This is a genomic window from uncultured Rhodospira sp., assembly GCF_937138205.1.
Lineage (GTDB): Bacteria > Pseudomonadota > Alphaproteobacteria > Rhodospirillales > Rhodospirillaceae > Rhodospira.
This window is the reverse complement of the sequence record NZ_CAKZOT010000071.1, coordinates 46,963-57,803: the sequence shown is the minus strand read 5'-3', so window position 1 is coordinate 57,803 and position 10,841 is coordinate 46,963. Positions and strand designations below refer to the sequence as shown.

Sequence of the window (10,841 nt, the reverse complement as noted above, 5' to 3'; positions counted from 1 at the left end):
TTCACTGTCTCCGTCAGTCCAGGCAAGATCCATCGCCAACCCCATCATGCAGCGTGGATTTTTCACCTTATAACAGCATATCGCGTCAAAAACACCTGAAGGGTGCGAGTTTGTGACTCAGTAAGATTAAGCCATCTGATTTATCAACAAAGCTAAGCCATTAAGACAAAACGACTGCAGCGCCCCTTACGGCAGTCTCCACGTCGTTTCTCGGTATGGTCCGACGCGAGGGTGGCGGTGGACGCTGTGCTTCCACTCTGCGGGCCTGCCGGCTCTGTCATACCCGGCGATGATAGAGTCGACTCGTCCGGTCTTCACGACGCCCAGCCGGCTTTGTTGCGTTTTTTGTTTTTCTCGCCGCAGCGCCCCTTTGGGGCGCGCGGCTCCGCGGCTTCGCCGCGCCGGCGCAGTCGCGCCGGCCGGCCGACGAATCGTTGTCACCGCAAGTGAAGCTGCCACACGCCACCGCCGTCAAGGCCGTTCGAGCAGCGTCGCCAAACGGTCTCGCAGCACCGGCAGCAACTCGACCTCGAACCAGGGATGGCGGCGCAGCCAGGCGGTATTGCGCCAGCTTGGGTGCGGCAGTGGCAGCAGGCCGTGTTCAAGCGTGGTGGGGAAGGCGCGCACGGTCTCGGTCAGGGTGCGGCCGCGCCCTTCGCCCAGATAGCGTACCTGGGCGTACTGCCCCACCAGCAGGGTCAAGGCCACGTCCGGCAGTCCGGCCAGCAACGGCGGGTGCCACGTCGGCGCGCATTCGGGCCGGGGCGGCGCGTCGCCGCCACGTGGCAGGCGGCCCGGGTAGCACAGGCCCATGGGGACAATGGCGATCCGGCGATCGTCGTAGAAGGTCTCGCGGTCGACCCCCATCCAGTTGCGCAACCGATCGCCCGAGGGGTCGTTCCAGGGCAGGCCGGTGGCGTGCACCTTCGTTCCAGGCGCCTGGCCGATGATCAGCACCCGCGCCGTCTCGCGCGCCCGCAGCACCGGGCGCGGCCCCAGCGGCAGATGCGCCGCGCACAGCGCACAGGCGCGCGCCGCCGCCACGGTCTCGTCAAGGGTCGGCACGTCGCCCTACCCCGGAATCCCCTCGTTCAGAAGGCGGTCCACATACGCCGGCACAAGCGCGGTCGCCGGACCCTGGATGGCCTCGCGGAACAGCGTGGCGCCGTGGCTGGCCTCCATGTTCAGTTCGACGGTGTGCGCGCGGCCGAACCGGACCACCTCGGCGACGAAGCCGGCGGCGGGATAGACGGTGCCGCTGGTGCCGACGGACATGAACAGAGCACAGCGGTCCAGAGCGTCGGCGATCCGCTCCATGCCCAGCGGGATCTCGCCGAACCAGACCACATGCGGGCGCATCAGGCCGGCCGTGCCACACGCCGGACAGATGTCGTCGGCGCCGAGATCGGTGTGCCATTCGTGCACACCGCCGCAGTGCTCGCACCGGACCTTGAGCAACTCGCCGTGCATGTGCAGGATGTTCGTCGAGCCGCCGCGTTCGTGCAGATTGTCGATGTTCTGCGTGACCAGCAGCACCTCGTCGTCCCAGTCACGCTCCAGCCGGGCCAGGGCCTCGTGCGCGGCGTTGGGCCGGATGTTGTCGGTCAACAGACCGCGCCGGCGGTCGTTATAGAACGCCTGCACGCGCACCGGATCGCGGGCGAACCCCTCCGGTGTCGCCACATCCTCCAGGCTCACCTGGGTCCAGATGCCGCCGGCGCAGCGAAACGTGTCCAGGCCGGATTCTTTTGAAATGCCGGCGCCGGTGAGAATGACGATGGGGCCTGAGCGGGTGGGCATGGCGTGGGCTCCCTCGCGCGGTCGCTTTCTCGATCGGGGGACTGGGTATCACGCCACACGCCACGAGGCGAGAGGGCGAAATGCCACCGGCAACATCTGCCTACCGGTAAGGAGTTCTTTAACCGCCGGTCGCTAGCCTGACGATGGTTCAAGGGCGACCGTCACAGGGTGTTGTCCGGTCTTCCGGCCCGTCGGTTGGGGCGCGGCAGACCTTGTCCCACTTGCTCCGACCCACCGCCACGGCCCGCCGCCCGGGCCAATCGATCAGAGGGGCCATGCCTTGAGCGGCTTCATGGATCAGATGCGCAATCTGGGCCCCGCCCGCCTTGCCGCCATGGCAGGTGTGGTGGTGGCCCTGATCGGCCTTGTCATCTTCTTCGTCACGCGCTTCGCCACGCCCCAGTACGAGCTGCTCTACAGCGGCCTCAATCCGGCGGATGCCCAGGCCATCGTGCAGAGCCTGGAGGAGCAGAACATCCCCTACCAGCTCGCCGCCAACGGCACCGAGGTCCGTGTCCCGACCGAGCAGCGCGACCGGATGCGCCTGCAGACCGCCGAACTGGCGGTCGGCGGCGGCGCCTCGGTGGGCTATGAGGTGTTCGACGAGACCAGCATGTTGGGCTCGACCAACTTCATCCAGAACGTCAACCTCGTGCGGGCGCTGGAAGGCGAACTGGCGCGCACCATCCGCGCCATCGACGGCGTCCGTAACGCCCGCGTCCATCTGGTTCTGCCCAAGCGTGAGGTGTTCACGCGCGAGACCAACGAGCCCTCCGCGTCGGTCATGGTGTCCATGGGGCGCGGCCGGCTGGAAGCCGGGCAGGTGGTGGCCATCCAGAACCTGATCGCCGCCGCCGTGCCGCAGATGGGCACCGACCGGGTGTCGATCATCGACGAGCGCGGCAAGATGCTGACCCGGGGCATGGACGAGGACGGCAGCCTCGCCGCCCTGACCCGCGAGGAGGCACGGCGCGACCAGGAACAACGCCTCGCGCGGTCCATCGAGGACCTGCTGGGTCGCACCCTGGGGCCTGACACGGTGCGGGCCGAGGTCCACGCCGACATGAACTTCGACCGCGTGGTCACCAACGAAGAGATCTACGACCCGGACCAGCAGGTGGCCCGCTCCACTGTGACCGTCGAAGAGAACTACGAAAGCACCGACAGCGAGCCGCCGCCGGTCACCGTCGGCACCAACCTGCCGGAGGGCGAGTTCCAGGAAACCGGGGGTGGCGCCACCACCTCGACCACCGAGAACCGCACCGAGGAAACGGTCAACTACGAGATCTCGCGCCGGGTCACCAACCAGGTGCGCGAGGCCGGCGTCATCGACCGGCTCAGCGTCGCCGTGCTGGTGGACGGTGTGCGGGGCACCAGCCCCGACGGCCAGCCCACCTACGAGCCGCGGCCGGACGCGGAAATGGAGCAGATTGCGTCCCTGGTGCGCTCGGCCATCGGCTATGACGCGACGCGCGGCGATCAGATCGAAGTCATCAACATGCGCTTCGCCGACCTCGACGCCCTGTTCGCCGAGGAAGAGCCCTGGATGTTCATGGGCTTCACCAAGGACGAAATCATGCGCATGGCCGAGGGCCTGGGCGTGGCCCTCGTCGCCATCCTGGTCATCCTGCTGGTCGTGCGTCCGCTGGTCACGCGGGCGTTCGAGAGCCTGCCATCGGGTGCCGACGGCGGCGCCACCGGTCTGCTGTCGGCCGAGGCGGCCGGCGCCCCGCAACTTCCCGGCCCGGCCACCGCGCCGGTGCCCATTGGCCTGGGCGACGACGACTTCGAGGACACCGAGGAACTGATCGACATCGAGAAGGTCGAGGGCCGGGTGAAAGCCTCCAGCCTGCGCAAGATCGGCGAAATCGTCGACAAGCATCCGGAAGAAGCCCTGAGCATCATTCGCACCTGGCTTTACCAAGAAAGCTGACGGCACGCCGTATTTCAGGGAGATTTGACCGTGGGTCGTGTCAAGGAAGACTATCGCAGCCTCACCGGACCCCAGAAGGCCGGCATCATGATGTTGTCGCTGGGCGAGGAATACTCGACCAAGCTGTTCGCCATGATGGACGACGAGGAAATCCGCGAGTTGTCGCAGGTGATGTCCAGCCTGGGCACCATCAGTTCCAACCTCGTCGAGCGGCTGTTCGTCGAATTCGCCGACGCCATTTCCAACACCGGCTCCCTGGTCGGCTCGTTCGACACCACCGAACGGCTGCTGATGCGCTCCCTGCCCAAGGATCGCGTCGAGGCGATCATGGAGGAGATCCGGGGTCCGGCCGGCCGCACCATGTGGGACAAGCTGGGCAATGTCAGCGAGCAGGTCCTGGCGAACTACCTGAAGAACGAGTACCCGCAGACGGTCGCCGTTGTGCTGTCCAAGATCAAATCGGATCACGCCGCCCGCGTCATGGCGCTGCTGCCCGAGAACTTCGCCATGGAAGTGGTGATGCGGATGCTGCACATGGAAGCGGTGCAGAAAGAGGTTCTCGACGGCGTGGAAAAGACCTTGAGGACGGAATTCATGTCCAACCTGGCCCGCACGGCGCGCCGCGACGCCCACGAGATGATGGCCGAGATCTTCAACAGCCTCGACCGCAACACCGAAAACCGGTTCGTCACCGCCCTGGAGGAACGCAACCGCGAATCCGCCGAGCGCATCAAGCAGCTCATGTTCACCTTCGAGGATCTGGTGCGCCTCGACGCCCAGGGTGTGCAGGTGCTGCTGCGCCACGTGGAGAAGGACAAGCTGGGCCTCGCCCTCAAGGGGGCCTCGGACAACATCAAGGACCTGTTCTTCAAGAACATGTCGGAACGCGCCGGCAAGATGCTGCGCGAGGACATGGACGCCATGGGGCCGGTTCGCGTGCGCGAGGTGGACGAGGCACAGAACGGCATCGTCGCCCTGGCCAAGGAACTCGCCAACACCGGCCAGATCGTCATCTCCGAGGGCAAGGAAGACGACGAACTCGTGTACTGACCGGAGCCGCCGGTCCCACCCCGTCTCCGTCACGGCACGGAGACCCCGCGCCTGATGGAGCCGCCCCGCAATGGTCTCGGTGGAGAAGTTTCTGTTCGACCGGTCGTTCGACGAGCCGAATTTCGGCCGTCGACGCGCGTCGGCGTCCCTCGCGAAGGCGCGCGCCGACGAGAACCCCGGCAAGCCGGCGGCGGCGAGCAACGACAGCGAGACCGGTGAGTATTCCGGCCTGGACCGCCGCCGGCGCAGCTCCGACGAGCCGGCCACGCCGCCGCCGAACATGTACACCGAGGCTCAGGTGGAGGCCGCCCGCGAGGAAGGCTACATCAGGGGTCACACCGAGGCGCTGGAAGAGGCCGCCAAGACCGACACCCACGCGCACGCGCTGGCGGTGAAGGCCATCGCCGAGGCGATCAACCGCATGGACGAGGCCCAGCGCGCCCACAACGCGCGCCTGGAACAGCAGGCCATCCGGCTGGCCCTGGTCATCACCCGGCGCATCCTGCCGGCCACGGGCGAACGGACGGCCGCCGAGGAGATCGAACACCTCGTCTCCACCATCATGCCCGAGTTGGCCGACCAGCCCCGGCTGGTGGTGCGGGTTCATGGCGCCATCGCCGAAACCGTCCGCGAGGCGGTGCGCGACCTGCAGGCCTCCAGCGGCTACGAGGGGCGCATCGTGGTGCGGCCCGACAACGCGCTGGACCGCGCCGACTGCCGTCTGGAATGGGGCGATGGCGGTATCGAGCGGGATACGGCCCGCTCTTGGTCGGAGATCGAGGCCGCCGTGGAACGCCAGCTCGGGGAGACGGTGCCGCCGGCCCCGGAGGCCTCGGAGCCGAACCCGGACCCGCATCCGACGACGAAACCGAATGCGGACCTGGCGCCTCCCCTTGAGGTGCCACCCAAACACAGGGGCGCGGTCACGGACGGCGCGGTCACGGACGACGCATGAGCGCGCGGCGCACCGCGCATAGGGAGATTTGGACACCATGGCCGACGAGACGGACTTCAACCTTGATGAACTGGACGAGCCGCAACGGCCCGTCGATTCCGGTGGCCCGGCCGACGAGGCCAGCACGCACGTCCCGGACCGTCCCCGCTCCGCCTCTGACCTGGAAGCGGTGTACGACATTCCGGTGCAGGTCTCGGCCGTGCTCGGCAAGTCGCACATGCAGGTCAACCAACTGCTCAAGCTGGGCCGAGGCGCGGTGGTCGAACTGGACCGCAAGGTCGGCGAGGCCATCGACATCTACGTCAACAACCGCCTGGTGGCGCGCGGCGAGGTGGTGGTGGTCGAGGAGCGCCTGGGCGTGACCATGACCGAGATCATCAAGACGGACCGGGGCTGAGACGCGATGCGCGACAGCGATTTCCTGTTCGAGCGACCCCGCGCCGCCACCGCCGCCACCGCCGACCACGCCGGCGTGGACATGGCGACGGTGGTGGGAATCGGCGGCGCCCTGGTCCTGATCGTCCTGGCGCTGTTGCTGGGCGGCTCGCCCGGGTCGTTCCTGAACCTTCCCGGCCTTCTGATCGTCGTTTTGGGCACCCTCGCGGTGACCCTGGCCGCCTTCACCTTCAAGGAAGTGGCGGGCACCATCGCCGTCCTGCCCCGCACCGTCCAGCACCCGCGCATCGACGCCGGCGACGCCGCCGAGCGGATGCTCGACCTGGCCGAGACGGCCCGCGCCAAGGGCCTGCTGAAGATGCAGGGCGCGCCCCTGGACAGCACGGCGGACGAACCCTTCCTCAACAAGGGTCTGGGGCTGGTCATCGACGGCGTCGCCGAGGACGAGGTCGAGGCCATGCTGCGCCAGGAAATGGACGCCACCGCCGCCCGTCACGCGCGTGCCGTCGGCGTGCTGCGGCGCGCCGCCGAGGTCTCGCCGGCCATGGGCCTGATCGGCACCCTGATCGGGCTGGTGCAACTTCTCGGCAATCTCGACGCGCCGGAGCGCATCGGCCCCAGCATGGCCGTGGCGGTGCTGACCACCTTTTACGGCGCCATCCTGTCCAACGTGGTCTTCTCCCCCCTGGCCAGCAAGCTGGAGCGCAACGCCACCGAGGAACACCTGGTGCGCCACGTCTACGTCCTGGGCGTGCTGTCCATCGCCCGCAAGGAAAACCCCCGGCGGCTAGAGATGCTGCTGAACAGCGTTCTGCCGCCCCATCAGCGAGTCCGCCGCCTCCATGTCTGACCGGATCCGTCCGCGCCACCCGCTCGTGCCCGAACAGCACCCCGGCGACGACGTTTGGGGGGAGGCCCGGCCATGCGCGTGCTGATCGTCGGATCCATGGAGGGTCAGGTCGGCGCGGCCGCGCGCATCGCCGTGCAGCGCGGCGCCAAGGTGGCCCAGGCCAACGACGTGGCGGCCGCGCTCCAGGCGTTGCGCGCCGGGCGCGGCGCCGACCTGGTGATGATCGACGGCCGCTTTGATGTCGCCGCGCTGATCGACGGCATGGCGGCCGAGCACATCGTCGCGCCGGTCGTCGCCTACGGCGTGGAAAGCGATTCCAAGGCGGCGGTGCGGGCCATCAAGGCCGGCGCCAAGGAGTTCATTCCCCTGCCGCCGGACCCGGAACTGATCGCCGCCGTTCTGCAGGCCGTGGCCCAGGACCGCCACGCCCTGGTGTTCCGCGATCCGGCCATGGCCCGGGTGGTGACGATGGCCGAGCAGGTGGCCCCCAGCGACGCCAGCGTGATGGTGACCGGGGAGTCCGGCACCGGCAAGGAACTGATCGCCCGCCACCTGCACCGGGGCAGCCGCCGGGCCGACGGTCCGTTCATCGCCGTCAACTGCGCCGCCATCCCCGAGGCCCTGCTGGAAAGCGAGTTGTTCGGGCATGAGAAGGGCGCCTTCACCGGCGCCGTGGCCCGACGCATCGGCAAGTTCGAGGAGGCCAGCGGCGGCACGCTGTTGCTCGACGAAATCTCGGAAATGGACGTGCGCCTGCAGGCCAAGCTGCTGCGCGTGCTGCAGGAACGCGAGATCGACCGCATCGGCGGCAAGCAGCCGGTCCGCGTCGACACCCGCATCGTCGCCACCTCCAACCGCGACCTGAAGGCCGAAGTGGCCGCCGGCCGTTTCCGCGAGGACCTGTTCTTCCGTCTCAACGTCATCACCCTGCCGCTGCCGCCGCTGCGCCAGCGCCCGCAGGACATCGACCTGCTGGCCCGCCACTTCGCCCGCAAGTACGCCCAGGCCAACCATCTCGCCGAGCGGCCGCTGTCCAGCGCCGCCCTCGCCATGCTGCGCGCCCACGCCTGGCCCGGCAACGTGCGCGAGTTGGAAAACACCCTGCACCGCGCCGTGCTGCTCGCCCACGGCGACGAGATCGGCCCGGAGGCGGTGTTGATCGAGGGTGGCCCGGCTCCGGACCCCGCCGGCGCGGCCTCCGGCAACGGCGGCGCCGGGCCTGGCGGCACCGGCGCCCTGGTGGGGCGCACCGTCGCCGACGTGGAACGCGACCTGATCATCGACACCCTGCGCCACTGCCTGGGCAACCGCACGCACGCGGCCACCATCCTGGGCATCTCCATTCGTACCCTGCGCAACAAGCTGCGCCAGTATTCCGACGAGGGCGTGGCGGTGCCGTCACCCGGCGTCGGCGTGGCGGCGACGGCGGACGACCCGCCGGTCCTGCCAGGGCGGCTTTGACGCGAACCTGAGCCGGCCGCGTAGGCGGACCGGACCCAAGACCTGACACACGAGCACGGAAGACAACGGCGATGGCCGAGCAGACAGGCGGACAGGGGCGGGCCATGGTGGCCCAGGGCGAGTCCGCCGGCGTCCCCGAGGGACAGGCCGGCGGTGGTGGCGGCACCCTGGCCGGAACGTTCGGCCGACTCCAGGACCTCATCCCCAGGGGCGAGATCGGGCTGGCCCTGGGCATCATCGCCATCCTGGTGGTGCTTATCCTGCCCATGCCGCCGTGGATGCTGGACATCATGCTGGCGTTGTCGCTGACGTTCTCGACGCTGGTGCTGATGACCGTGATCTACGTGCGCAAGTCCATGGAGTTCAACTCGTTCCCCATGGTGCTGCTGATCGCCACGTTGTTGCGACTGGCGCTCAACCTGGCCTCGACACGCCTGATCCTGGCCAACGGCCACGAGGGAACAGACGCCGCCGGCCAGGTGATCGAGGCCTTCGGCGGCTTCATCATGGGCGGCAACTTCGTCATCGGCGTCATCGTCTTCGCCATCCTGGTGCTGGTCAACTTCATGGTCATCACCAAGGGCGCCACACGTATCGCCGAGGTGTCGGCCCGCTTCACCCTGGATGCCATGCCGGGCAAGCAGATGGCGATCGACGCCGACCTGTCCAGCGGCCTGATCACCGAGGACGAGGCCCGGGCGCGGCGCGAGGAAATGCAAAAGGAGGCCGACTTCTTCGGCGCCATGGACGGCGCCTCGAAGTTCGTGCGCGGCGACGCCATCGCCGGCATCCTGATCACGATGATCAACATCATCGGCGGCATGGTCATCGGCATGGTGCAGGGCGGCCTGAGCTTCGGCGAGGCCGCCGACGTCTACACGCGCCTGACCGTGGGCGACGGCCTGGTGTCGCAGATCCCGGCCCTGATCGTCTCGGTGGGCGCCGGCCTGATGGTCGCCAAGGGCGGCCTGAAGGACAGCGCCGAGACCACCCTGCTGACCCAGTTCAAGGCCTACCCCAGCGCGCTCGGCATGAGTGCCGTGCTGGCGCTGGCGCTGGCCCTGCTGCCGGGCACGCCGTTCCTGCCGTTTACCCTGCTGGGGCTGGCGGCGGGCGCCAGCGCCCTGTATCTGTCCCAGCAACAACGCAAGCTCGCCGAGGCCGTCGCCACGGCGCCGGCCGACGCCGCGCCGGCCCCGGTGGCCGAGGAGCCGATCTCGACGGCGCTCAGGATCGATCTGGTGCGCCTGGAACTGGGCTACGGCCTGCTGTCCATGATCAACAGCCCGAGTTCATCGCGCCTGACCGACCAGATCAAGGCGCTGCGGCGCTCCCTGGCCATGGAGATGGGCTTTATCATGCCGTCGGTGCGCATCCAGGACAACATGCAGCTCGGCGCCAATACCTATGTGATCTACGTCAAGGAAGTGGAATCGGGACGCGGCGACCTGCGCCCCAACATGTTGCTGGTCATGGACCCGCGCGGCGAGGAGATCACCCTGCCGGGCGAGAAGACGACCGAGCCCACCTTCGGCCTGCCGGCCGTCTGGTCGGACGCCTCCAACCGCGAGGAGGCCATGTTCCGGGGCTATACGGTGGTCGATCCGCCCACCGTGGTCACCACCCACCTGACCGAGGTGGTCAAGGACAACATGGCCGATCTGTTGTCCTTCGCCGAGACACAGAAACTGCTCGGCGAACTGGACAAGGACCATCAGAAGCTCATCGCCGACCTGATCCCCAACCAGATCTCGTCCAGCGGTGTGCAGCGCGTGCTGCAGAACCTGCTGAACGAGCGGGTGTCGATCCGCGATCTGCCGACCATCCTGGAGGGCATCAGCGAGGCCACCGCATCGACCCGCAATGTCCTGATGGTCACCGAACACGTCCGGGCGCGGCTGGCCCGCCAGCTTTGCGATGCCAACGTCAACGGCGAGGGCGTCGTGCCGCTGGTCACCCTGACCAGCGAATGGGAGCAGGAGTTCGCCCAGTCGCTGGTGGGCCAGGGCGACGACCGCCAACTGTCCATGGCCCCGTCGCGCCTGCAAGAATTCATCGTGACCGTACGCCAGACCTTTGAGCGGTTCGCCATGCAGGGCGAGGCGCCGGTGCTGCTGACCAGCCCCGGCGTCCGCCCCTACGTGCGCTCGATCGTCGAACGCTTCCGGCCGCTGACGGTGGTCATGTCCCAAAACGAGATCCACCCCAAGGCGCGGATCAAGACGCTGGGTCAGATTTAGGCGTCCCGCCGGCTCCCGTTAGGACAGATTTAAGGGACACCTGCGTACAGTCGCGGCAGGTGGGGGATCCGGCCGACTGGTCCCGCCCGCGGACTGGGGCACAATTCATGAGTGGTGTCGCCCGCATCATATGCCGGCCGGGAAACGAGGGAACCG

General features: G+C 68.1%; 9 protein-coding genes. 7 read left to right on the top strand and 2 right to left on the bottom strand.

Annotated features, from left to right (window positions below):
- Positions 1–471: 471 nt before the first annotated feature.
- Both Q0309_RS09690 and cobB read right to left on the bottom strand, forming a co-directional pair.
- On the bottom strand, positions 472–1,065 hold the full coding sequence (locus Q0309_RS09690) for a uracil-DNA glycosylase family protein (RefSeq protein ID WP_299440009.1): 594 nt from the start codon (positions 1,063–1,065) through the stop codon (positions 472–474).
- A 6-nt stretch (positions 1,066–1,071) separates the two neighbouring features.
- Positions 1,072–1,800: a Sir2 family NAD+-dependent deacetylase gene (gene cobB, locus Q0309_RS09685; RefSeq protein WP_299440007.1), complete on the bottom strand. Its 729-nt coding sequence runs from the start codon at positions 1,798–1,800 to the stop codon at positions 1,072–1,074.
- 292 nt (positions 1,801–2,092) lie between these two features.
- Between cobB and fliF the strand changes: the two genes are divergently transcribed.
- From fliF to flhA, 7 genes are all read left to right on the top strand, one after another.
- Positions 2,093–3,733 carry a flagellar basal-body MS-ring/collar protein FliF gene (gene fliF, locus Q0309_RS09680; protein ID WP_299440005.1) on the top strand — a complete coding sequence of 547 codons (1,641 nt, stop codon included), beginning with the start codon at positions 2,093–2,095 and terminating at the stop codon, positions 3,731–3,733.
- A gap of 30 nt (positions 3,734–3,763) precedes the next feature.
- Positions 3,764–4,783, top strand: a complete 1,020-nt coding sequence (gene fliG / locus Q0309_RS09675) for a flagellar motor switch protein FliG (protein WP_299440003.1) — start codon at positions 3,764–3,766, stop codon at positions 4,781–4,783.
- Between the two features lie 70 nt (positions 4,784–4,853).
- A complete protein-coding gene (locus Q0309_RS09670) occupies positions 4,854–5,738 on the top strand; it encodes a FliH/SctL family protein (RefSeq protein ID WP_299440001.1) in 885 nt (294 codons plus the stop codon).
- 37 nt (positions 5,739–5,775) lie between these two features.
- Positions 5,776–6,135: a flagellar motor switch protein FliN gene (fliN, locus tag Q0309_RS09665; RefSeq protein WP_299439999.1), complete on the top strand. Its 360-nt coding sequence runs from the start codon at positions 5,776–5,778 to the stop codon at positions 6,133–6,135.
- Positions 6,136–6,141: 6 nt separating this feature from the next.
- Entirely contained in the window at positions 6,142–6,984 is an 843-nt protein-coding gene (locus Q0309_RS09660; protein WP_299439996.1) for a MotA/TolQ/ExbB proton channel family protein, read from the top strand.
- Between the two features lie 72 nt (positions 6,985–7,056).
- Positions 7,057–8,445, top strand: a complete 1,389-nt coding sequence (locus tag Q0309_RS09655) for a sigma-54 dependent transcriptional regulator (protein WP_299439994.1) — start codon at positions 7,057–7,059, stop codon at positions 8,443–8,445.
- A gap of 71 nt (positions 8,446–8,516) precedes the next feature.
- A complete protein-coding gene (gene flhA, locus Q0309_RS09650; RefSeq protein ID WP_299439992.1) occupies positions 8,517–10,685 on the top strand; it encodes a flagellar biosynthesis protein FlhA in 2,169 nt (722 codons plus the stop codon).
- Positions 10,686–10,841: the final 156 nt, after the last annotated feature.